General features: G+C 36.5%; 16 protein-coding genes. 6 read left to right on the forward strand and 10 right to left on the reverse strand.

Translation table 11 applies throughout. The annotated features are described in order from the left end of the window. Positions 1-38 precede the first annotated feature (38 nt). The 5 genes from ACQUQZ_RS07850 to ACQUQZ_RS07870 all read right to left on the reverse strand — a co-directional run bounded on the left by ACQUQZ_RS07850 (position 39) and on the right by ACQUQZ_RS07870 (position 7,518). Positions 39-1,412: a HupE/UreJ family protein gene (locus ACQUQZ_RS07850; RefSeq protein WP_435354321.1), complete on the reverse strand. Its 1,374-nt coding sequence runs from the start codon at positions 1,410-1,412 to the stop codon at positions 39-41. Positions 1,413-1,460: 48 nt separating this feature from the next. Then, positions 1,461-2,855: a DUF3500 domain-containing protein gene (locus tag ACQUQZ_RS07855; protein WP_435354322.1), complete on the reverse strand. Its 1,395-nt coding sequence runs from the start codon at positions 2,853-2,855 to the stop codon at positions 1,461-1,463. 117 nt (positions 2,856-2,972) lie between these two features. Beyond that, positions 2,973-3,728: a LytR/AlgR family response regulator transcription factor gene (locus ACQUQZ_RS07860; protein ID WP_435354323.1), complete on the reverse strand. Its 756-nt coding sequence runs from the start codon at positions 3,726-3,728 to the stop codon at positions 2,973-2,975. A gap of 35 nt (positions 3,729-3,763) precedes the next feature. Continuing rightward, on the reverse strand, positions 3,764-4,753 hold the full coding sequence (locus ACQUQZ_RS07865; RefSeq protein WP_435354324.1) for a sensor histidine kinase: 990 nt from the start codon (positions 4,751-4,753) through the stop codon (positions 3,764-3,766). Between the two features lie 146 nt (positions 4,754-4,899). Then, entirely contained in the window at positions 4,900-7,518 is a 2,619-nt protein-coding gene (locus ACQUQZ_RS07870) for a carbohydrate-binding domain-containing protein (protein ID WP_435354325.1), read from the reverse strand. Positions 7,519-7,751: 233 nt separating this feature from the next. Here ACQUQZ_RS07870 and ACQUQZ_RS07875 point away from each other — a divergent pair, with 233 nt between their 5' ends. Next, positions 7,752-9,458, forward strand: coding sequence for a hypothetical protein (locus ACQUQZ_RS07875; protein WP_435354326.1), 1,707 nt, complete (start codon positions 7,752-7,754; stop codon positions 9,456-9,458). Positions 9,459-9,592: 134 nt separating this feature from the next. Here the strand turns inward: ACQUQZ_RS07875 and ACQUQZ_RS07880 are convergent, their stop codons facing one another. Then, on the reverse strand, positions 9,593-10,894 hold the full coding sequence (locus ACQUQZ_RS07880) for an alpha/beta hydrolase family protein (protein ID WP_435354327.1): 1,302 nt from the start codon (positions 10,892-10,894) through the stop codon (positions 9,593-9,595). Positions 10,895-11,160: 266 nt separating this feature from the next. On the opposite strand from ACQUQZ_RS07880, the gene ACQUQZ_RS07885 reads away from it, so the two are divergent. The 4 genes from ACQUQZ_RS07885 (at position 11,161) to ACQUQZ_RS07900 (ending at position 14,337) form a co-directional block, all read left to right on the forward strand. Then, on the forward strand, positions 11,161-11,565 hold the full coding sequence (locus ACQUQZ_RS07885) for a nuclear transport factor 2 family protein (RefSeq protein WP_435354328.1): 405 nt from the start codon (positions 11,161-11,163) through the stop codon (positions 11,563-11,565). Continuing rightward, entirely contained in the window at positions 11,566-12,159 is a 594-nt protein-coding gene (locus ACQUQZ_RS07890) for a GNAT family N-acetyltransferase (protein ID WP_435354329.1), read from the forward strand. A gap of 3 nt (positions 12,160-12,162) precedes the next feature. Next, a complete protein-coding gene (locus ACQUQZ_RS07895) occupies positions 12,163-13,062 on the forward strand; it encodes a carbon-nitrogen hydrolase family protein (protein ID WP_435354330.1) in 900 nt (299 codons plus the stop codon). A 318-nt stretch (positions 13,063-13,380) separates the two neighbouring features. After that, positions 13,381-14,337 carry a c-type cytochrome gene (locus tag ACQUQZ_RS07900; protein WP_435354331.1) on the forward strand — a complete coding sequence of 319 codons (957 nt, stop codon included), beginning with the start codon at positions 13,381-13,383 and terminating at the stop codon, positions 14,335-14,337. A gap of 201 nt (positions 14,338-14,538) precedes the next feature. Here ACQUQZ_RS07900 and ACQUQZ_RS07905 read toward each other — a convergent pair whose 3' ends face one another. Then, positions 14,539-15,690 carry a redoxin domain-containing protein gene (locus tag ACQUQZ_RS07905; protein ID WP_435354332.1) on the reverse strand — a complete coding sequence of 384 codons (1,152 nt, stop codon included), beginning with the start codon at positions 15,688-15,690 and terminating at the stop codon, positions 14,539-14,541. A gap of 153 nt (positions 15,691-15,843) precedes the next feature. Here ACQUQZ_RS07905 and ACQUQZ_RS07910 point away from each other — a divergent pair, with 153 nt between their 5' ends. Continuing rightward, positions 15,844-17,145 carry a Gfo/Idh/MocA family protein gene (locus ACQUQZ_RS07910; protein WP_435354333.1) on the forward strand — a complete coding sequence of 434 codons (1,302 nt, stop codon included), beginning with the start codon at positions 15,844-15,846 and terminating at the stop codon, positions 17,143-17,145. Positions 17,146-17,230: 85 nt separating this feature from the next. On the opposite strand, the gene ACQUQZ_RS07915 is transcribed toward ACQUQZ_RS07910, so the two are convergent. The 3 genes from ACQUQZ_RS07915 to ACQUQZ_RS07925 form a co-directional block, all read right to left on the reverse strand. Beyond that, the gene (locus ACQUQZ_RS07915; protein WP_435354334.1) at positions 17,231-18,523 is read right to left on the reverse strand and encodes a TolC family protein; all 1,293 of its coding nucleotides are present in this window, start codon (positions 18,521-18,523) and stop codon (positions 17,231-17,233) included. 104 nt (positions 18,524-18,627) lie between these two features. Next, complete coding sequence (locus ACQUQZ_RS07920) at positions 18,628-21,726, reverse strand: efflux RND transporter permease subunit (protein ID WP_435354335.1); 3,099 nt, start codon at positions 21,724-21,726, stop codon at positions 18,628-18,630. Between the two features lie 148 nt (positions 21,727-21,874). Then, on the reverse strand, positions 21,875-22,984 hold the full coding sequence (locus ACQUQZ_RS07925; protein ID WP_435354336.1) for an efflux RND transporter periplasmic adaptor subunit: 1,110 nt from the start codon (positions 22,982-22,984) through the stop codon (positions 21,875-21,877). Positions 22,985-22,997: the final 13 nt, after the last annotated feature.

Below are 22,997 nucleotides of genomic sequence, written 5' to 3' on the forward strand. Positions count from 1 at the left end.
GAGCCTTTTTAATTTGATAAAAATATTGATTTTATAATTTACATTTTTTGATTCTTAAGTTTTATTCCGTGATAGAAGTAGCTTAAAAGAGATATTAATATTAAAAATGCAAGTATAAATAAATGATATTTTGTGGCTTTTTCGACGAGTGAAGTTACTAAATTGGGTTTTTCGGCTAATCTTTCAATAATCCAACCTATAGAAGAAATTCCAGCCAAAATAGCTCCCAATACTCTGAAATTTGAGTAAAATGAGGTTCGACTTAGGATAATCAGCCACGGAATAACCGCAATAATTACAAAAATTTGCATCATTTCTATACCAATATTAAAACCAAAAATACTAAATATCATTTTTGCTGTATCAAGCTTTAGGTTTTCGAGTGTATTGGCAAAAGCAAGACCGTGAATTAGTCCAAAACCAAGTGCAATATAGGTCTCTTTGTTTGGAAAAATAGGTTTAATGGCATGAATGGCAGAAACCAAAATAGAAACACCAATCAAAACTTCAATCAATTTACTTGGTAAGAAAACCCAGCCCAAAGCACCAAATAGCAGTGTTATGGAATGCCCAATCGTAAATGCTGTTACTACTTTTAGAATATGAATCAGACTCTCATGAACTGAACTATGCGAAGCCCACTTTTTACTACTGACTAATAAAGGTATCGGTAATAAAAGCACCAAAATAAATAGTAAGTGGTCCGTTCCTTCCGCAATATGTTTTGTACCTAATAAAACCATGCTTTTGAAACCTTTCCAGATGCTTCCTTGCTGCAAACTCATCTGAAAAGGTTTAATTGTGCCAGTCGGAATATCTAATTCAATAATGCCAACTTCTTGAAAAGTACTATCTTCAGCAATGATACCTTGTTGCCAGTCTTGTTTGATAGAAATCAAGATTTTATGACTTGCTACTTGGTGCAAAATCACATCATAATCAAAATAGAAATTACGTAGGTCATAAGACTGTGGCGGGGTCATTGAAAACTTTACAATAAGCTCTTTATAGTCGCCTGATAATTTACTTTTTGTCTCGATAACGTTCATTTCACCCAACTCAACTTTCCATAATTTACCATCAAAAGTTCTTGGGCGAATATGATTGAGTAAGTAAATCCTCAACGAATCACCCAAACGCTCTACCAAGTGTGCCGAATGATCATTTACACCCATACCAATTGCCGATTGTAGCTCGTTGAGCGGTAACTGAATTTCGCCCGAGATATTTTTTTCGTGAATATTTAGAATCACCATTGAACTGGGCATTGGGTGAGCAAAAAGTCCACCTTGTCCCCAGAAAAATAGTAAAAATGTCAGAACACAGATGCTCCAGATTTTAACGACACAGGTTTTCAATGACTTGTACTTAAAATCTTTAGAAACCTGTATTTTTTTAATAATCTGTGTCATTTGTGTTCTGTTTTTATATGAATTATTAAAACTAAGTAATCTCATTGATTAATTTCCACCGTAATCATTTGTTCTATCTCTCCACACCGAATGAGGGTGATTGGCATTTCTCACAATGATACCGCCTTGCATCGAAAATTCAATCCAAACATTTGGCCCATCAATCAAAACAAAATCTCCTTTTGAGGTCAAATCTGTTGTACCAACATAAGAAATATAAGTATTATCAATATCGGCTTTATATTTGGCATAAACTGCTGCTGAAGCTTTGTCATCTAAATCATCGGTATATGTTTTAATGGCTGCTAATACCAAATCTTTTTTCGCTTGCGTCAAATCACCAACTTTAACGCCAGTTTTAGTAGTTGGGAATTTACTATCTTGACCTGGCCCTAGGATGAGGTCATTTTGAGCAGATGCACGTTTGGCAGATGTTAGTTCGGCTGAACTTAAACCTTTAAGCATGGCTGAAAGTGCATTTAATTCTTGTGCGATTGGTTGATAAGTAACATTTTTCCAAACATAACTTGGGAATGGTTCCGTCGAACGAAAAGAAGGTGTACCGCCTGTCATTTTTCCACTATTATATGTATAGATGATTGTACCGTGGTGACCACCAATTTGTAAACACCATAAGCCAGTTGTGCTTGGTGTACCAATAAACGCAACATAATAATTTCCTGAACCATAATCAGAACCCCCACCGATTGAGTTTAAATAATCATCAGCGGCCAAAATACCAATATATTCTTCATTGCCTTCATTGGCAGTTGTGCTTGTTGTGGCTTTCAACAAATTATAGAATGCAGTCCATTGTGCAGTAGAAAATGTACTTGATTGCAAGCCCACTCTTCCTCTGTATAAGCCTTCGGGTAAGTTCGACCATTTTTGAGCGTGGGCTTTGTTATAAGTATCTTGAAGCGTTGTAGCCTGAGTGCTTGAAAGCGAGGCTTTAAAAGCATTGGCCATAGCTACGATATTTGCAATATCCGTGTCAACAGACCATGCCGAACCGCTTGTTGTTGCTCCTCCAGATGTACCTGATGCCGAAACTGTCAATGAAAAGCTACACGATTGTCCACCTACTGTAACTGCAAACGTAGCAGTGCCAGCCGCCGACGGTGTACCAGCAATAGCAAATGTAACAGAGCCATCGCCAGATGCTAATGTACCAGCGGCCAAAGTGGCTGTCAAGCCTGTGACTCCAGTTGAAGCAACTGCCGAACCTGCCGAATATACTCCTCCATTTCCACCTGTATAAGGTACGGTGGCAGTTCCAGTAAAAGCAGTTCCTGCAGTTGGTGTAGCAGAAAAAGTAGTTGATGAACAGCTTAATGTAGTAAGGCTTGCAGTGGAAGTTGTGGCGACTTCAGTTTTCTCACAAGCAATAATCAATAATGCAATACTAATAGTAAAGCTTAATAATACGTTTTTGAATTTCATAAATTTTCTTATTTTACATTTGAAATTGCCTATATAGACGGCAGAACGTATGATTTGGTGGGGAAAGATGCTGACTTTAAAAGTGAAATGGAAAAAAAGTCAAGTGAATCGTCGAAATTAAGCTTTCTCAAACCAATTTTTAAATTGCGTAACTTTTTCTTTGCTAATCACCGCTTCATAAGGTGATGCTGGATTGGTCTTAACTAAGATTCGGCTATTGATATATGGTTCGATTTCTAGAATGCTTTCTCTCGAAAGAATGTATTGTCGATTGGCTCTTATGAAGTCGAGAGGATCAAGTTGGTTTTCGAGGTCTTCGAGTTTGAAATCAAGAATAAGTTTTCTTCCATCCCATAGCTGGCCAAAAACTAAACCATTTTCGATAAAAAAATAGGCAAACTCGCTGGTTTTGATGGGCAATAGTTTATCTCGGTAGCGTACTAAAAAGCTTTTTCGATAGCTTTTTTGAGAAAATGCTTGCTGCTTGAAAAGTTGGTTGAGAGTTTCTTGTTTGATGAGTTGTTGATTGTTAAACTTTTCTATCGCAAAACTTAATGAATCGGCATCGAGTGGTTTTAATATATAATCAACACTATTAAGTTTGAATGCTCGAATGGCATATTCATCAAAAGCTGTTGTAAATATGATTGGTACATTGATTGTTACTTGTTCGTATATTTCAAAAGAAATACCATCGGCTAATTGAATATCAGAAAAAATCAAATCAGGGCTTTCATTGCTTGTGAACCATTTGATTCCCTCTCTGACGCTTTCTATAATTGCCAAAACTTCGTAATTGATATTGAGTTGATTCAGCAAAAACTTCAATTGGCTTGCAGCTGCTGACTCGTCTTCTATGATAACTATTTTCATTTTAGAAGCCCCTAACCCTGATTGGGGAATTTTATTTAGTATGAAATTAACGGAAGAATGACAATAAATGCTTCGTTTTGCTCAATTTCTATTTCACGATTTGCTAAAATCTTGAATCTTTCATTGAGATTAACTAAGCCAATTCCTGTACCTCCCGAGTTTTGTTTGAGATTGATTGTGTTTCTAACAGTAATAGTTTTATCACTTTCATTCGACTCAATCCAAATATGAAGTGGCGATTCAGTAGAGATTATATTGTGTTTGATAGCATTTTCAATTAAGAGTTGCAGAGAAAGTGGCGGAATCTGCAATGGTATATTTTCAATATTTTTGACAACTTTTAAGTTTTCGCCAAACCTCATTTGTAACAAAAAAATATAGCTATCAATTAAAGTTAATTCTTCCTTCAAGGGTACTAAGGAATGCTCTTGCATACTAAGAGAGTATCTTAATACTTGCGATAGTTTTTGCAAATAACGCTGGCTTTTTCCTTTGTCTTCATTAATCAACCAACTAAGCGTATTTAATGAATTAAATAGAAAATGAGGGTTTAATTGATTTTTCAAAGAACTAAGTTGAACTAATAGATTTTCGCTTTTTAGGTGTTCATTTTCGAGTAAAATCTCGTTTTTACGCTCAGTTTCTATCAAAAATCTACAAAAAAAATAGGCGATTAATCCGATTAAAATTCCACGCATCAATACAGTAGGAAACATTTTCATTGATAAACCAATGATTAGAACATTGAGCGTTGTTAATACAAATACAAAGACGATAAAGATGATAAATATTTCAAAAAATATCTTTGTTTTGGAATGACTTGATTTTGAATGGTTATAAACAATTTGAATAAAAAATACTGAATAAAAAAAACAAACAAGAACTTGAATCAGTACATCCAACTGTGCAATGCCAGATTTTTCTAAACGAGGTAATTGAAGAAATATAATTGGAAGGTTGACAAATAATGCCAAGAAAAGCGATACTCCCCAAACAAACTGCGTAGTTGAAAACTTTTTATTCATCATGGTAAAAAATATCTCAAATGTATGAATTTAATGAGCTTTTTTGGAGAAATTTTAAATGAATAGGAAAAATTGGCACTTGAAAAGAAAAGCCTGCACGAGATTCATCATGCAGGCTTTGAAAAATGATAACTCCACCAAAGTATTTAGAATGAAATGGTATTAACAGTATTTGAACTTGAAGTAGTGGTAGTTGATTTCAATGTTGCTCCCGAATTTGAATAGGTGCCACCAGTGTACAATCCCCAACCTGATGAACCACCCACAAAACTTCCTCCTGAGTAAGTTCCACCAAAGTAAATCTTATATTGTGAATTTTTTGCCAAACTTGGGTTCGAGAAATGGAAATAGTAATTGGCATTTTTGGGTTTGAATGTTACTAAATCTTTTCCAGAGGCATCTTCAATATGTAATACAGAAGATGCTGCTACCTGAGCACTTGACGTAATGTACATGCTCACTTGTGTAGATGTTGCAGTCATTGCCTTGGTCATGCGAGCATTTGAACCACCTGCAATTAATATTCCCCCGTTTACAAGGAAATTACCATTAATATCAACACCTTCTTCTGGTTGGTTTGTAGGGCCACCAACAATAGCTGTTCCGCCTGTTATCGTAATATTTCCATTACTATCAATCGCATCACTTCCTGTAACAATTAATATACCACCTTTGATGTAAATATGACTGCCATCATTCGACTCAGTACCACCCGATACTGTTCCCATTGATGCGTTAATTCCATCATTTGAAGAGGTGACGTTTGTAAGTCCTCCACCAAAAGTAATAATTTTAGATTCTATACCTTCGGTAGATTTTGTGACATTAATAGTCCCATCATTTACCGTGACAGATGTTTCTGATTTAATCCCATCATCGGTTGCAGCAATATTTAGTTCACCATTATTCATGATAAAAACCCCATCACTTTTAAAACCTTTTGCTTCACTGGTGTTAGCACTATTGTAGGTATATTTCGCACCTGAAGCGGTGATATTAGTTGTACCACCATTAATAGTTGCGGTACCATCAACACTAATACCTTTTGCCCCCAAACCTGTGCTATTGATGGTCAAATTCCCACCATTGATGGATAGGTTTTTATCGCAATTAATGCCCGCAGGAGCAGCAATATCTGAATCAGCCGTATCATAATATGCTGCTCCCGAAGTGGTGATTTTTACTGTCCCAGCATTCAAGATAAAATCTCCCCCAGTTTTTAAACCTTTTGAACCTTTTCCTGAAACAGTTAATGTGACAGCTTCGGAAGTTCCTATTGTGGTATAACTTTCACTCTTTATCGCATTGCCTTTATCGCCAGTTGTTGTTACACTTATCTTACCCCCTTTTATCAATACATACGGTATGATGGTGGCATCTGTACTAGAATAGGGTGCTGCTATACCATCATCAACGCTATTTACATTGATTGTTCCACCGTTGATTACCACATAACCTTCTTCGGCCACAATACCATCGCCTGATGATGTAACTGTTATTGTACCATTATCAACTTGTAAATAATCATTGGCATGAATACCATCTTTTACTGCCGATTTGACAATGATATTCGCTTCGCTGATTGCAATATAGTCATCAGCTACAATAGCATGTTTGTTAAGTCCAGTAACATTTAATGTACCCGTTCCCATAAAACTCAATTGACCTTCGCTAAAGAATGTACCTTTTTGATCTTCTTTACTGGTGGTGTAGGTGGCTCCGTCTATCAAAGTATTGGTAGTTCCAGCTAATATATTAATTGTACCTTTTTTGCTAGATTGACTGTTGATTGCGGGCCCTACACTATTGGTAATACTCACACTTTTCATCGTGATATTGTATCTGTATTCACTATAAATTTTGAAACTACCTTTGGTAGCAGTACCCGATAGTAGATACACAATTTCTTTAGAAGTATTGGTCGAAGTAACAGTTACGTCAGCACCACTTACTGCTACAGCAACACCTGAACTTGAATATGGATTATTCACCGAAGCACTCGTACCAGAATAAGCAATCACCACTGTATCTTTGGCTGCTGTGGCAGTATTCGATGTGCCGGCAGCTATAGCAAGCGTAACTGTACATGTCTGTCCACCCAAACTTAAATTGAATGTTGCCGTACCAGATGATGTTGGCGAGCCTGAAATGGTATAAACCAAATTTCCTGCACCATTGGCCAATGTTCCAGCTGCTACAGTAGCTGTTAGTCCTGTGACACCCGTCGAAGATGCTGTCGAAATATCATAAGTTCCGCCATTTCCACCTGTATAAGCCATTGTTACGGTACCTGTATAAGCAGTTCCATTTGTTCCGATTGCAGGGGCGACCGTACAAACTAATGTAGAAATACTTGCTTTTGAAACTGCCACTGGCAATGATAATGTACAACTTTGTCCACCTAAAGCAATAGCGAAAGTAGCAGTTCCTGCTGAAGTGGGTGTACCTGTGATTACAAAACTGGCAGTTCCACTACCTGAAGCTAAAGTTCCTGCTGATAAAGTAGCTGTCAGACCTGTTATTCCCGTAGAAGCAATAGCTGTGCCTGCATCATAAGCAACTCCATTGCCACCTGTATAAGGTACACTTACTGTTCCTGTATAAGATGCCCCGCTGGTGGCGGTAGCTGAAAATGTTGTACTCGTACAAGTTAATGCGGTGATTGTTGCTGTTTTAGTGGTAGTTACTTCTTCGCTTTTACAAGCTTGGAAAAACGTAATAAATGTTAGCAATATGCCAATGACTAAAATACTCCTTTTTTTCATATTGATGTTTATTTGTTACAAAACTAAATACACAAGATTTTACTAATAACTGGATAGACGAGGATGCTACAAAAAAGGTGGTATGGATAATTGAAATTGAGGTAAAAATGCCAATTGTTACGGTAAAAATTATATTTTAAAAGTTTTATTGAATGTTTTGACAGAAAAACTAATTTGAAAAAGATGTTGACATTCAAAAAAAAATTATCTTTGATAAAAACAACTCATCAACTATGAAAAAAAAATACTTCATCTTTTTAATGTTGGTTGCTTATTCAGTAACTGCACAAGTCAATTTTACCGTAAAATTCCCGAATCAAGGCTTATTAGATGGCCGTTTGTTATTGATGTTATCAAAAAATGACAAATCCGAACCTCGATTTCAGATTCTTGATGGCCATGATACGCAAGTAGTTTTTGGTTTAGATTTAGACAATTGGGTTTCAACCAATCCTAAAATCATAAATTCAGGCAATACCTCAGGTTATCCGATTCAATCCTTGAAAGAGATTCCAGCGGGGGAGTATTATGTACAAGTTTTGTTACATAAATATGAAACTTTTAAGCGAAAAGATGGTAAAGTAGTGAAACTTCCAATGGATAGGGGTGAAGGGCAGCAATGGAATTTGGCACCAGGGAATATTTACTCAAAACCCATAAAAATTACTATCAATCCTAAAGTTACTCAAAATATTGAGCTAAAAATTGACCAAACCATTCCGCCAATAGAAGAACCAAAAGATACCAAGTATATCAAACACATTAAGATTCAGAGTAAATTATTAACAGAATTTTGGGGCAGACCAATGTATTTAGGAGCTCATATTTTGCTCCCCGAAGGGTTTGATGAACACAAAGATGTGAAGTATCCTTTAGCTATTTTTCATGGACATTTTCCAAGTGATTTTGATGGTTTTCGTACAACTCCACCCGATGCCAATATGCCTACTGATGATTATAGTTCAAGATTCAAAATCTATGGTTATAATAAAATAGTGCAGCAAGAAGCCTACGATTTCTATAAAATGTGGACTGGGCCGAATTTCCCAAGAGTGTTGGCAATCGAAATTCAACATGCTTGTCCTTACTACGATGATTCTTATGCAGTCAACTCCGAAAGCATTGGGCCGTATGGCGATGCAATTACTTATGAGTTGATTCCGTACATCGAAAAACAATTCAGAGGCATTGGCGAAGGTTGGGCAAGATTTACTTATGGTGGTTCAACAGGTGGCTGGGAGGCTTTGGCTGTGCAAGTAAAATATCCAAATGAATATGGTGGTTGCTATGCTGCTTGTCCAGATCCAATTGATTTTAGGGCTTTTACAACTGTTGATATTTATAAAGATAAAAATGCCTATTTTTACGAAAGTGAGTTTAAACAAACTCAACGACCTGGTTATCGAGACTATTTAGGTCAGCTAACCGCTACGCTCAAAGAGATGAATATGAGAGAACAAGCACTCGGCACAAAATCAAGAAGCGGGCAACAATGGGATATTTGGGAGGCTGTTTTCTCGCCAGTAGGAAAGGATGGTTATCCTCAACCAATTTGGGACAAAAAAACGGGTATAATTGACAAAAAAGTAGCTGAATATTGGCGAGAAAACTACGATTTGACTTATATTTTGAAACGTGATTGGCCAAAATATGGAGATAAATGGCGAGGAAAAATCAGAATTTATTGCGGAGATATGGATAATTTTTATCTAAATAATGCTGTGTATCTTGCCGAAGCTGAACTGAAAAACTTGAATAGTCCAGCTTATGAAGGCGAGGTAGATTATGGCGACCGTGCCGAACATTGCTGGAATGGTGACCATACCCAACCAAATTATATTAGTCGCTTACGTTATCATCGAATGTTTATTCCAAAATGGGTTGAAGATATGAAGAAAACCGCACCCAAAGGAGTAGATTTGACGAGTTGGAGGTATTAACACTCATTAAAATGGGGGTTTAAGAGAACAAAGGAAAACTAACCTTATTTCAGACTTCAAGTCCGAAATGAAAAGCAATCATTCCTTTGTTCCCTTAGTCAGCTAATTTATTGGCTGAAAAGCCTAATGTTTCTCTACTTCCCTGCCTCAGTATGAAGCATTTCTAAACCTACCGAAGCACGAGGTTTGAAGCCTGTCCATAGTTTATCATTGGAATTCTGATTGACATCTAAGTATTTTGCATAATCTTTTTTCTTGAGATGAATACCCAAGAAAGCGGTTACAAAATGTTGGTTGATGTTATTTATGCGACGTTCGTTCCATGCAGGCTCTGCGTAACGATAATATTCGTCAAAGTGCAAACCTGCCTTCAAAGATTCGGCTGGCGGAGGATTGGGTGCTACATTATGGCGAGCATTCATATATGTAAGCATATAACGATTAGCATTTACCGCTCCATTATAAATGGCTTTAATGCCTTTTTCATACCCCGAAATATCATCTTGACTTCCTGCCACAAAAAATGTTGGAATCTTTAAGCCTTTCAAAGTTTCTGCGTCCCAAGCACCACGTTCCATGCCCCACGGAGCAAATGCTACTACTGCTTTGATGCGGCTATCGACTGTTGCTCTATAATCTGGATGAGAACCTGTACGTACTTCGATGGCTTTACTACCACCACTCAATGCCCCAAAAGTTTTGATGATTTGGTCGCTATAGCCAGCACCTGCCACATTCAAAACCCCATAACCGCCCATCGAATAACCAATCAATGCTGTGTTTTGGTCATCTACTATTCCTGATAAAAAACTATTTTTTGTCTTTCCTAAATCAGCAACCTGATTGAGTATAAATAAAATATCTTTTGAACGATTGAGTAGGGTACTTGGAAAACCTCCAGCATCTCTAAAAGTCGATTCAGTATGGTCAATGGCTACTACAATATAGCCTTTTGAAGCCAAATTTTCTGTTAAATAAGTAAGCAATAGCCTTGAACCTAAATATCCATGCGAAACCACAATGAGCGGAAATGCTCCTTCAGTAGTTTTTGGAGCTGCATCACGCACGGCACGACCTAAAAAAGTAAACGGAATCAATGGGCGTTTTGGGTCATTTGATGAACCCATCACTTGGTCATAAGTCACCATTTCTTTTACATCAGCTGCTACGTTGGCGGGATACCAAACTTCCACTTTGAGTGGTCGGTCGTAAGTTGGGTCAACGCCACCTTTTGATTTTAGGACATCGACTTGGTTTTTATTAACAAAATCAAGTGTACGTACACCAATTTTATACTCGCCACGAGGAGCTAATTCGGGAGCATCAGGCAAAGCATCGCCATAAACGAAAGGCTCAGTGGTGTTTTGTGCAAATGAATAAGAGTAGCAAATGATACTGATGCCAAAGAACAGTAATTTGGAATAGATTAATTTCATTGTTAAGGTTGAATTTGCTGTGAAAATATTACTGCAAATTAGACAAGAAAAACAGAAGAATTGTTTTTTTAGAAACGCAATTTGATGTTTTTTTTAAATTTTTATTTTTTTTAGTCAAAACAGAAACTTTATTGAGCATATTCTTCTTTTTTTGTTTTCAAGCAACTTATTTATGAATAATCTTTACGGTAAAAAGATATACTTCTCTAATTTTGCGATAGAAAAATTTCATAGAAAACTTAATTTTTTAAACCAAAAAATATTAAATGACAGCATTAGATATAGTTAAGACATATTACGAGCGTTTTAATAGTAAAGATTGGGCTGGAATGCTTGCATTATTGCATCCAGAAGTAAGACACGAAGCAAATCAAGGAGATGTACGCATCGGAATTGAAAAATTCACTTCATTTCTGCAACACATGGACGATTGTTATGATGAAACTTTAACAGACATGGTATTTTTTACTGAACCAAATAATAAGCGTGTTGCTGTAGAATTTGTAGTAAACGGCATCTACAAAAAAACAGATGCTGAAGACCTGCCACCTGCCAAAAACCAAAAATATGTTTTACCTGCGGCTGCCTTTTTAGAGCTGAGTGATGGTAAAATTTCACGCGTGACTACTTATTATAATCTTCCACTTTGGATTGAATTAGTATCGAAATAAATGTCAGAACTAAGTTTTGTTTCCAAAAAAGGCACTCAGATTCAGTCACTTATCACTGATTTAGCTGCTTTGCGAATAGCAGTTTTTAGAGATTTTCCATATTTGTATGAAGGCACTTTTGAATATGAGCAAGAATACCTTCAAACATATATCCAAGCTCCCAATTCTTTGCTTTTTGCTGTATTTGATCAAGGAAAAATGATTGGTGCTACTACTTGCATTCCGCTCGTGCATGAAACACCAGAAGTGCAAGAACCATTTATTGAGGCAGGAATTGACTTAACTAAAATATTTTATTTTGGAGAAAGTATTTTGTTATCACAATATCGTGGATTAGGTCTTGGGCATCGTTTTTTTGATGAACGTGAAGCTCATGCAAGAAGCTTTGGCAAATATACAACTACCTGCTTTTGTGGAGTAGTCAGAGAAGAAAATCATCCAATGAAACCTGCTGATTATCAACCACTTGACAATTTTTGGATTAAGCGGGGTTACCAAAAACAAACAGAATTAAAAAGTAATTTTGAGTGGTTAGACATGGGAGAAAAGGCTGCAACATCGAAAACTATGATTTATTGGAGTAAAGAAATCTAACAAATGAACTTGAAAATCGCGTCAGCACAATACCCCATTCGGTTTCATAAAAGTTTCAGTAATTGGCAAAATCATACCCAGAAATGGGTTGAAAATGCTGTGAAACAAGATGCTCAGTTGTTGGTTTTTCCAGAATATGGTTCGATGGAATTAGTCAGTTTACTGAGCGATGAAATCAGGGCTGATATTCGTTGGCAAGTGCGAGTTTTAAATACATTTAAAGATGGTTTTTGTAGTGTTTATGCCGATTTAGCTAAAAAATATAATATCACAATCGTTGCCCCAAGTTTTCCAGTAATCGAAGGCAATTTTATATTTAATCGGGCTTTTGTATTTAGTAGCAAAGGCTTGGTTGGCTTTCAAGATAAGTTTTTTATGACTCGGTTTGAAAATGAGGTGTGGGGAATTCATTCAGCACCTAAAAAATTAACTTTATTTGAAGGTGCTTGGGGTAGCTTCGGTATCCAAATTTGCTACGATGTTGAGTTTGGTTTAGGTTCACAATTATTGTGTTCGGCTGGAGCTTCGCTTATTGTGTCTCCAAGTTGTACGGAAACTATTCGTGGGGCAACACGTGTACACGTAGGTGCAAGGGCAAGAGCTTTAGAAAATCAGTGTTATGTAGTTGTATCGCAAACAGTGGGCAATGCAGCGTGGTCGCCAGCGGTTGATATAAATTATGGTTTTGCAGCTGCTTATTGTACACCAGATAAAAATTTACCAGAGGAAGGAATCATTGCTTCAAATTCCCCTCAAAATGAAGAATGGTTGATGGTAGATTTAGATTTTGATAAAATCCGAAATGTAAGAGCTGATGGGCAAGTTTTAAACTTTAAAGACATACAAAATACGCATATCGGATTGATTAGTGAATCAGTTGAAATACAAAAAGTTAGTTTGTAAGATTTTACTTTTTCCTATAAAACATGTAAAAATGCTTATCCGTCTTTTTCTTATTTATAGTTTTTGCGATTGAGGCTTTCGTATAAAATAAAGTCTTTTTCCCGATTCAACTGTAGCACGTAAATTAGCACATGAATAATTTGAAATTTACTCAAATCATTATTTGCTGAATAAATTGTATAACTATTTTGAGCATGGATTTATTTATACATTTTGTGTTATTATTTTCTAAAACCACTCAATAAGAAAAAGCTTTTTTTATTGAGTTTTTGAGTGAATTTTTGAATCTTTGTTAAAACCTAAAAAAATACTCATTTTATGAAACGTTTTCTGCGTGTCGCACTTTTTACCATCATTGGAATTGTAGCAATCGTTGGTATCGCTTTATTATTTCTCAATTTCAAGGGAGTTCCTTCTTATGAAGTAAATATTCCTGACAACATTAAAAACCTTAAAGTTGAAGTTACTCCCGAACGAGTAGCTCGGGGCGAGAAAATTGCAATTGTTCTTTGTAATGGTTGTCACGCCAACAATAGCAATCGTTTGGTTGGCAAAGCAATACTTGATTTACCTCCTGCGTTTGGAAAAGCCTATTCGCTCAATATCACACAAGACAAAGAAGAAGGAATTGGTAAATGGACTGATGGGGAAATTATGTATTTTTTGAAAACAGGTATCAAAAATAATGGTCAATATTCGCCAATCATGCCAAAATTACCAAGAATGGCCGATGAAGATGTGAAATCAGTAATCGCCTATTTGCATTCTGATCGCTATCCTGTTCAAGCCACCAAAGGTAAACAACCTGAGCAAGAACCAAGTTTATTATTGAAAGTGCTTACTAATACCGTAATGAAACCCCTCGAACCTATCAAAGAGCCAATCAATGTACCTGACTCGACTGATATGATAGCTTTTGGAAAATATGTGGCAAATGATATGATTGCTTGTTATGCTTGTCACTCAAAAGATTTCTCAAAGCAAGACCCCCTTCACCCTGAAAATTCACTTGGTTTTTATGGTGGAGGCAATCCAATGCCGAATCTTGAAGGCCAAATCATCCCATCGTCAAATATCACGTTTGATGCTGAAACGGGTATTGGTAAAAATTATACAGAAGCACAGTTTGTAGATGCTGTTAAGCTCTGCAAAAAATCAGATGGCAGCACACTCCGGTACCCAATGCAACCACATGTTACGCTGACTGACTATGAAGTAAAGTCGATTTATGCTTATTTGAAAACAATTCCTAAGATTAAAAACCAAGTAAAATAAGTTTTTTATTGTAGGATATTACTAAAGAAATATGAGCAGTAATTAAGCAGAAATCATTAGACAAAATGTAAATCAACAAAGATATTGGTGATAATCCATGTCCGAGAAAGATGGACTGACGAATTGAGAGTAAAAAAAGCGAGGTAAAGGTTTATACTTTTACTTCGCTTTTTACTAAAGATTGAAATAATCCATTATTTTCTAAAAATATCGACCAATTTTTGGATGGTCAACAATCATTCTTTTTAGTTTTTGATTGTCAATGCTTCCTTGAACACCATAAACAACTTTCCCACCTGGTTCTACTAAAAGTGTGTAGGGCAATGCCCCATTCCATTTTGGGTCGATGGCTTCGATGAGTTTATAAATATCTTCATCTTTAAAAATATAATTCTTCACTCCTGAATGTTTTTCTTTAAGGAATTTTAGGGCTTTATCTTTCTTCTCTAATTTATCGGCAGAAACAGAAACAAACTCAAAATCTCTTGCACCATACATGCGATGAATATCTAAAAAATCAGGATATTCAATGACACATGGGCCACACCAAGTTGCCCAAACATTGATGAGGCGAAGTTTATCAGAATCATCATTTTTTACTAATTTTTTTATGCCTTCAGTGTCTAATTCTTCAAGAGTTACAGGACGAGATGTCCAATTTTTTTCATTTTTTTCGTTGTATTCAGTTTTCCAAGCCCATTTTACTGAGCAACCAAAGGTTTTTGTTGTGGGAGTTGTTACTTCTTTTCCTGCTAAAACTTCATCAAGAGCTTTTCTGAGGTCTTCGGCATTTGCCCCTTTGCTTGGTTTTTCGATGGCATCAAGTCGGCCATTATATCGTAAAATGCGTTGACTATCAAATACAAAAGCATGTGGAGTAGCCACTGGCCCATATTTTATAGAGGTTGCTTCAGTGTCGCCATCATATAAGTATGGAAAATTATATTGTTTTTCTTTGGCTCTTATTTTCATGTTCTCAAAATCATCATTGAGGTCAGAATAACCTAATTCTTCCAATAAAAGTCCATTGGGACTATTAGGTGAAATCGCCACAACCGCTACGCCTTTACTTTTATAATCAACCACAATTTTCTTGATTCTATCTTCATACGCTTGAGCCGTAGGGCAGTGGGTGCAAGTAAAAATAATGACTAAGACTTTTGCTGCAGCAAAATCTTTAAGTGAGTAAAATTTTCCGTCATAATTTGGCAATTTAAAGTCAATTGCCTTTGAACCGATAGCCATTGTAGGGGTTTCGTGATGCGGCACTGCTTGTGGATGAGCTACAAACTTATTTTGAGCATAAGTTAAAGAAGCAATAAATAGCAGCAACATTGAGAGTAAAACTTTCATAGTATCTTGGTTGAATTAGATGGAATATTTATTATCAAAATTAAACAAAAAAACACTAAAATAATGATACTTTTTTATTGAATTATAGCAATAAATTTTAGAATTATGATAAATTTGTTTTTTAAATCTTTCAACGCTATAATCTTTCAGATAATGAACTCAAATTTCTCTCGTCGTGATTTTGTGAAGGCTTCAGCGGCAGCAGTTGGGGGTATCTCAATTGCTACATTGCCTATCGAAACCTTTGCCAATTCTTCAGTAGATGATACCCTCAAAGTTGCTCTTATTGGCTGCGGCGGACGTGGTACGGGTGCTGCTTTGCAAGCACTCTCAGTCAAACAAAATGTAAAATTGGTCGCAATGGCTGATGCTTTTCGTGATAGAATAGACTCTTCTTACCAAAATTTAACTAAAGGGAAAGTCAAAGACCGTGTCGATGTACCAGAAGAACGCAAATTTGTGGGCTTTGATGGTTACAAACAAGCTATCGCATTGGCTGATGTTGTTATCTTAACAACCCCTCCAGGTTTCCGCCCAATTCATTTTGAAGAAGCCGTTCGTCAAGGCAAACACGTTTTTATGGAAAAGCCGGTAGCAACTGATGCACCAGGCATTCGTCGAGTATTGGCTGCTGCTGAGGAGTCGAAAAAGAAAAATTTGAAAGTGGTTGTCGGTTTACAACGTCATTATCAAAAATCATATCTTGAAACCTATAAAAAAGTAATTGACGAAGGTGTGATTGGCGATATTGTAGCAGCTCGTTGTTATTGGAATAATGATGGGGTTTGGGTAAATGAGCGTAAGCCTAATCAAACAGAAATGGAATATCAAATGCGAAATTGGTATTATTTTGTGTGGCTTTGTGGCGACCATATCAATGAGCAACATATTCATAATATTGACGTAATCAACTGGTTTAAAGGTGGTTATCCAACAGAAGCTATTGGAATGGGCGGGCGTCAGGTAAGAACTGATAAGAAATTTGGTGAAATTTTTGATCATCACTATGTAGAATTCAAATATGAAGATGGCATGATTTTATCAAGTTCTTGCCGTCATCAGCCGGGTACAGTTTCTGATGTTTCTGAGCATTTGATTGGAACAAAAGGAAAAGCAACCGAAGGTAAAATATTTGACCTAAAAGGAAATAATATTTGGCGACATAAAGGCGAAGGAGATGGTGATCCTTATCAAGTTGAGCATGATGTATTATTTGATTGCATTGTAAACAATAAGCCAATCAATGATGCTGAAAGAGGAGCAAAGAGTACAATGACAGCCATTATGGGACGTATGGCTACGTATTCAGGCAAGAAAATTAAGTGGGAAGAAGCATTAAATTCTGATCTTAATTTAATGCCAGATGCTTATACTTGGGATACTTTACCAAAAACTCTACCTGATAAAGATGGTTGGTACCAAATCCCAATGCCAGGTAAAACGAGAGCAGTATAGTTTTTAATGTAAAATGTATAATGAAAAATGGATAATGCGATTAGACTTTCATAGTCATTTTGCATTATCCATTTTTCATTACAGATTATTTTACGAGCTCTCCGCTTAAACGCATCAATTGTAATTCTGAAATTTTGATATTGTAGCGAGCATTTGTCAAACGATTCAAAGAAGTGTTTAAGCTTCGTTGAGCTTCATTTAATTCCAAAATTGTCGAACCTCCCAATTTGAATTTCTCTAAAGATATTTTCAAGTTTTCTTCTGCTACTTCGTTGTTTTCTACTTCCAACTTCAATAATTCTTTGTCGGTTTGGTATTGATTATAAGCTCTAACCAAGTCTGATTCGAGTTGTGTCCATAAATCTTCTTCTTGTTTACGCAAGATTTCAGTATTTATTTTTGAAACTTGAATTTGACGACGAGTGATTTCGCCATTAAAAATATTCCAAGTAGCAGCTAAACCAACGTTCAGACCAACATTTTGGTTATAAAGAAATAAACCTGCGTTTGTTTTACTCAATGAATAACCAAAAGAAGAGTTGAGGGTTACTCTTGGTAATTTTAATGCGGCGACTTCTTTTTGAGCAATCACGCTAATATCAGTATTTTTTCTTAAATATTGCAATGCTCTATTAGATGCTCTTGCTTGACCTTTTAGTGCTTCGGTATTAGGATCAAACATGATTCCAACGAGTTCTTGCACATCAAAGTCCAAATCTGGCTGCCTTACAAGTACATTATTGAGGCTTATTTTTGCATTTTTCAAAGCATTTTTTGCCTGAACCAATTGAGTAACTTGCGTATTCAATTCAGTTTTTGATTGTAAATAGTCAAGTTTAGATCCTTTTCCAAATTCCCAACGTTGTTCGGTGATTGTCAAACGCTCTTCATAATATTTAATGACGGTCTGCAAAAAAGCCACTGTTTGTTTTTGACGCATCACTTCATAATACGCTTGCATCACATTAATGATTGTATTTTCCATCATTTGTTGTGTTTGCAATTGGCTCAATTGACTTTGACTTTTCAAACGGTCGAGGGTAGCATACATTCTTTTGCCATCGTATAATGTCCAAGCCATTGCTACGTTGGTAGTAGGAGTATAACTTTTACCAAAACGATTGGTTTCAGTGCCATTTGATAATTTTTGATTCACCTCATTGAAAGCAGTTCCCATATTGGCATTTAAGTCAACTTTGGGCATCATGCCTGCATTTCCTTTAAAAACCTGAATATCGGATATTTCTTGCTGCATTTTTGCAACTTTAATATCATAGCTTTTTTCGAGAGCAATGCCTACGGCATTTTCTAAAGTTAGAATCTCTTGAGCGTTTGCAAAAACAGGAAATAGCAATAATAATAAACAATATTTTTTCATAAACAATTGATAATCAGTGGTTAGGGAGATGTCTAATATCCCCTTGCAGCAGACATAATTTATATTTTGTAATAGAGGGGATGAAATCCCCCCCTAAGTTTCATTTAAACTAATTCAGTCTCATTCGCAATTTCTTCTATTTGTTTCATACGCTCAAAATTCTTCTTGCGAGAAAGATAGGTATAAATAGCAGGAATCACATATAAAGTAAGTACCAATGAAAATAAAAGTCCACCCATAATCACAATACCCATTGCCATTCTACTTTTACCTGCTGAACCAAGAGCGAATGCAATTGGTGAAGCTCCTAAAACTGTAGCAAAGCTGGTCATCAAGATGGGACGGAAACGCATTGATGCTGCTTCAATGGCTGCTTCTTTGATTTCCATGCCTTTTTCACGCAATTGATTAGCAAATTCAACAATCAAAATCCCGTTTTTAGTTACCAAACCAATGAGCATAATCATACCAATTTGGCTAAAAATATTAAGCGTTTGATTGAAATACCACAATGAAAATACTGCACCAGCTACCGCCAATGGTACTGTAAGCATAATGATGAATGGGTCAACAAAACTTTCGAATTGTGCTGAAAGAATCAAATAGACTAATACTAATGCCAAAAGGAACATATAAAGTGTATTTGATGAACTTTCAGAGAAATCTCTTGAAGAACCTGACAAAGCTGTACGAATAACTTCATCGCCCAATCTATCTCTGATAGCATTCATTGCCTTGATTCCATCACCAATAGTTTTTCCTGGAGCTAGACCTGCCGAAACGGTTGCACTCATATAACGATTAAAGTGATAGAGTTGTGGCGGGCTACTTTCTTCATTAATCTTTACGATATTATCGAGCTGAATGATTTCTCCACGGTTATTTTTAACATAAGAATTTTTTAAATCTAAAGGCTCATCTCGATTAGCACGGTCAAATTGTCCGATGACTTGATATTGACGACCATTCATTGTGAAATAGCCAAATCTTTGTCCTGCAAAAGCTAATTGCATAGTTTGAGCAACATCCGTTACAGAAACACCCATACTTTTCGCTTTTTCACGGTCGATACTTACTTCAAGTTCAGGTTTATTAAACTTCAAATTCAAATCAGAAACCATGAAAGTAGGGTCTTTGGCCACTTCTTCCATGAATTTTGGCACATATTGACGAAGTTTTTCAAAATCAGGTGCTTGAATAACATACTGTACTGGCAAGCCTCCTCTTTTATCCAAAGAGATCGTTTCTTGTTGTAGTACAAATGCTCTGGCATCAGGCATTCTTTTGGTAATCTTTGTAACTTGATCGGCAATTTGTTGTTGTGTTCGCTTTCTGTCTTGTGGGTCGTTTAACACCAATCTTGTAAAACCTGTATTAGCAGCTCCCGAGCCTGAGAAGCCAGGGGCAGTCATGGTTACAATTACATTGGCTTCAGGCACTGAATCACGAATAGTTTTACCTAATTTTTGAATATAATTATCAGTAAACTCAAAAGATGAACCTTCAGGAGCGGTGATTTGCAGACGCATAGCACTGCGGTCATCAAGTGGAGCTAATTCTTGTTGAAGGTCTTTTCCAAAATACCATGTCATGGCAAATGTGAATAAAATCAATGGAATCGCTACCCAACGGATATTCATAAAACTTGTTAAACGAGTTTTATAACCATCAATCACTCTTACGAAGAAAGGCTCTGTCATTTCATAGAAGCGACTATGTTTTTGGTTTTTTCTAACCAAATAAGCATTCAACATTGGGGTTAAAGTCAATGAAACGAAAGCAGAAATTAATACGGCAGTGGCCAACACAATTCCAAACTCTCTAAAAAGTCGTCCGACGAAACCCTCCATAAAAATTACTGGCAAGAATACTGAAGCCAACGTGATTGATGTAGAAAGTACAGCAAACATAATTTCGTTTGAACCTTTAATAGCCGCTTCGATTGGCTTCATGCCTTCCTCGATTTTCTTGTAAATATTTTCCGTTACAACAATACCATCGTCCACCACAAGTCCAGTTGCCAAAACGATAGCGAGAAGTGTTAATACGTTTACAGAAAAACCAAACAGGTACATAAAGAAAAAAGTACCAACCAACGAAACTGGAATATCAATCAAAGGACGAACAGCGATAATCCAATCACGGAAGAATAAGAAAATGATGATAACCACCAAGCCAATGGCAATCAATAGGGTTTCACCAACTTCTTCAACCGAACGCTTAATAAAAATGGTATTATCCGACATCAATTCCATTCGGTAATCTTTTGGAAGTTCTTTTTTTATTTCTGCCAAACGGTTTTGAACCTGCTTTGAAATCTCTAAATAGTTGGCACCAGGTTGAGGAACAATTGCCAAACCAATGGATGGAACACCATTGATACGCATAACCGTTTCTTCATTTTCAGCACCTAATTCAGCACTTCCAATATCTTTAAAACGAATGATTTTTTCACCTACTGTCTTGACAATCAAGTTATTAAAATCTTCTTCACCTTTAAATCTTCCCACTGTTTTTACTGTCAATTCAGTATTATCACCTGCTAATTTTCCACTTGGCAATTCTACGTTTTCACGGTCGAGTGCTTGTTTTACGTCTTGTGTAGTTACACCTTGAGCTGCCAACTTAGAAGGGTCCATCCATAGTCTCATTGAAAACTTTTTCTGTCCCCAAATCATTACTTGGCTAATTCCTTGAATGGTTTGCAATCTTTGTGCGATTACGTTTTCGGCATAATCACTGATTTCCATGTGACTTCTGATGTCCGACTGTAACATCATACTCATAATCGGGTCAGAGTTTGCATCGGCTTTTGAAACTGTTGGCGGGCCATCAATATCTTGAGGTAACTGTCGAACAGCACTCGAAACCTTGTCACGAACATCATTTGCCGCCGTTTCCATGTCCACACCGATTTCAAATTCGATAGTGATTTGACTGGAACCATTATTGGACGATGAATTGATTGACTTAATACCCTCGATAGCATTCAAGGCTTTTTCGAGAGGTTCAGTAATTTGCGACTCAATAATATCGGAATTGGCACCAACATAATTGGTACGCACCGAAACCACAGGCGGGTCAATGGATGGATACTCACGTACACCCAAAAATGTATAGCCAATAGCACCAAACAAGATGATGAGTAGGTTCATCACGATGGCTAATACAGGACGTTTGATAGAAATGGTTGAGATTGACATAGTGCTTTGCACAATTATGACGGGGTCGCCCGTGCGATGATGAATATTAAATGATGAATGTTGGCAATGCCTCAATTCATTTAACGTCAATAACTTTTATATTTTCAATAAGTTATAAACCTGTGGCCTATAAGTTATTGACTGTGGACTATTTATTTGCTCCTTTTACTTTTACTGGTGAGTCTTTTTTCAAAGCCATGATGCCACTTACGATAAGTGAATCTCCTGCTGAAAGTCCACTTGTTACTTGTATTTTTTTGTCGGTACGTAAGCCTGTTTCCACCATTATTTCGTTAGCCTTTCCGTCACGTACTACATATACTTTTTTACCTTTCAAGATTGGTACAATCGCTTCTGTTGGAATCATTATTGCTTTAGCAATATCCAAATCAACGGTTACTCTTACAAACATACCAGGAACAAGCTTATCGGCTGGGTTTTTAGCCAATGCACGAAGTTTCAATGTACGTAGATTTGGGTCAATTTTTGGATCAATTGCCACTACATTTGCATAGTAAGCGTCTGGTTGACCTTCAACTTCAAACTTTACACCTCTACCCACTTTGATAAGTGTCGAATATTTTTCAGGTACAGTGAAATCAATCTTAACAGGGTTGGTCTGCACGAGTGTAGCCAAACTTGTAGTTGGTGTAACATAAGCACCTTCACTCACATTTTTTAAACCAATTTTGCCTGAAAATGGAGCTTTCAATACTGTTTTCTCAAGATTTGCTTCAATCAATTCTTTGTCGGCATTGAGGGTATTGATTTTATTGGCAGTAACCTCATATTCTTCTTTACTGATAGCGTTGATATCCAACAATTTCTTTTGTCTGGCTTCCGTTTGTTTGGCCAATTCGACATCAAAATTGAGTTTTTTAAGTTGAGCCTGTAAATCTGTGTCTTTGATTTTAGCAATCAATTGGCCAGCAGCTACTCGACTTCCTTCTTTTATATTCAGTGTAGTGATTCTACCCGATGCTTCAGCTCTTAACTCAATTTCTTCATTAGGAAAAATTGTGCCAGATGAAGTAACCACATTGTCAAGGCTTTCAAGCTTCACTACAAAAACATTAACACCAACAGGTGGAGAAGCGTTTTTCATGTCTTTTCCATCTTTTCCTTTTTCACCAGGTTTGCCTGCTGATGGACCAGCACTAGGGCCACCACCACCTTTTTCTTCAGGTTTTTTAAATAAAAATATTTTGCCAAGTACCAAGACCGCAACAACAGCAATAATAATTAGATATGTACGCATAGTAAGTATTTAC

This window comes from Emticicia sp. SJ17W-69, from assembly GCF_051209875.1.
GTDB lineage: Bacteria > Bacteroidota > Bacteroidia > Cytophagales > Spirosomataceae > Emticicia.

Excerpts from the sequence above, each read along its gene's own strand:
- ACQUQZ_RS07850 (WP_435354321.1), bottom strand. The coding sequence starts at position 1,412 with ATGACACAGATTATTAAAAAAATACAGGTTTCTAAAGATTTTAAGTAC.
- ACQUQZ_RS07855 (WP_435354322.1), bottom strand. The coding sequence starts at position 2,855 with ATGAAATTCAAAAACGTATTATTAAGCTTTACTATTAGTATTGCATTA.
- ACQUQZ_RS07860 (WP_435354323.1), bottom strand. The coding sequence starts at position 3,728 with ATGAAAATAGTTATCATAGAAGACGAGTCAGCAGCTGCAAGCCAATTG.
- ACQUQZ_RS07865 (WP_435354324.1), bottom strand. The coding sequence starts at position 4,753 with ATGAATAAAAAGTTTTCAACTACGCAGTTTGTTTGGGGAGTATCGCTT.
- ACQUQZ_RS07870 (WP_435354325.1), bottom strand. The coding sequence starts at position 7,518 with ATGAAAAAAAGGAGTATTTTAGTCATTGGCATATTGCTAACATTTATT.
- ACQUQZ_RS07875 (WP_435354326.1), top strand. The coding sequence starts at position 7,752 with ATGAAAAAAAAATACTTCATCTTTTTAATGTTGGTTGCTTATTCAGTA.
- ACQUQZ_RS07880 (WP_435354327.1), bottom strand. The coding sequence starts at position 10,894 with ATGAAATTAATCTATTCCAAATTACTGTTCTTTGGCATCAGTATCATT.
- ACQUQZ_RS07885 (WP_435354328.1), top strand. The coding sequence starts at position 11,161 with ATGACAGCATTAGATATAGTTAAGACATATTACGAGCGTTTTAATAGT.
- ACQUQZ_RS07890 (WP_435354329.1), top strand. The coding sequence starts at position 11,566 with ATGTCAGAACTAAGTTTTGTTTCCAAAAAAGGCACTCAGATTCAGTCA.
- ACQUQZ_RS07895 (WP_435354330.1), top strand. The coding sequence starts at position 12,163 with ATGAACTTGAAAATCGCGTCAGCACAATACCCCATTCGGTTTCATAAA.
- ACQUQZ_RS07900 (WP_435354331.1), top strand. The coding sequence starts at position 13,381 with ATGAAACGTTTTCTGCGTGTCGCACTTTTTACCATCATTGGAATTGTA.
- ACQUQZ_RS07905 (WP_435354332.1), bottom strand. The coding sequence starts at position 15,690 with ATGAAAGTTTTACTCTCAATGTTGCTGCTATTTATTGCTTCTTTAACT.
- ACQUQZ_RS07910 (WP_435354333.1), top strand. The coding sequence starts at position 15,844 with ATGAACTCAAATTTCTCTCGTCGTGATTTTGTGAAGGCTTCAGCGGCA.
- ACQUQZ_RS07915 (WP_435354334.1), bottom strand. The coding sequence starts at position 18,523 with ATGAAAAAATATTGTTTATTATTATTGCTATTTCCTGTTTTTGCAAAC.
- ACQUQZ_RS07920 (WP_435354335.1), bottom strand. The coding sequence starts at position 21,726 with ATGTCAATCTCAACCATTTCTATCAAACGTCCTGTATTAGCCATCGTG.
- ACQUQZ_RS07925 (WP_435354336.1), bottom strand. The coding sequence starts at position 22,984 with ATGCGTACATATCTAATTATTATTGCTGTTGTTGCGGTCTTGGTACTT.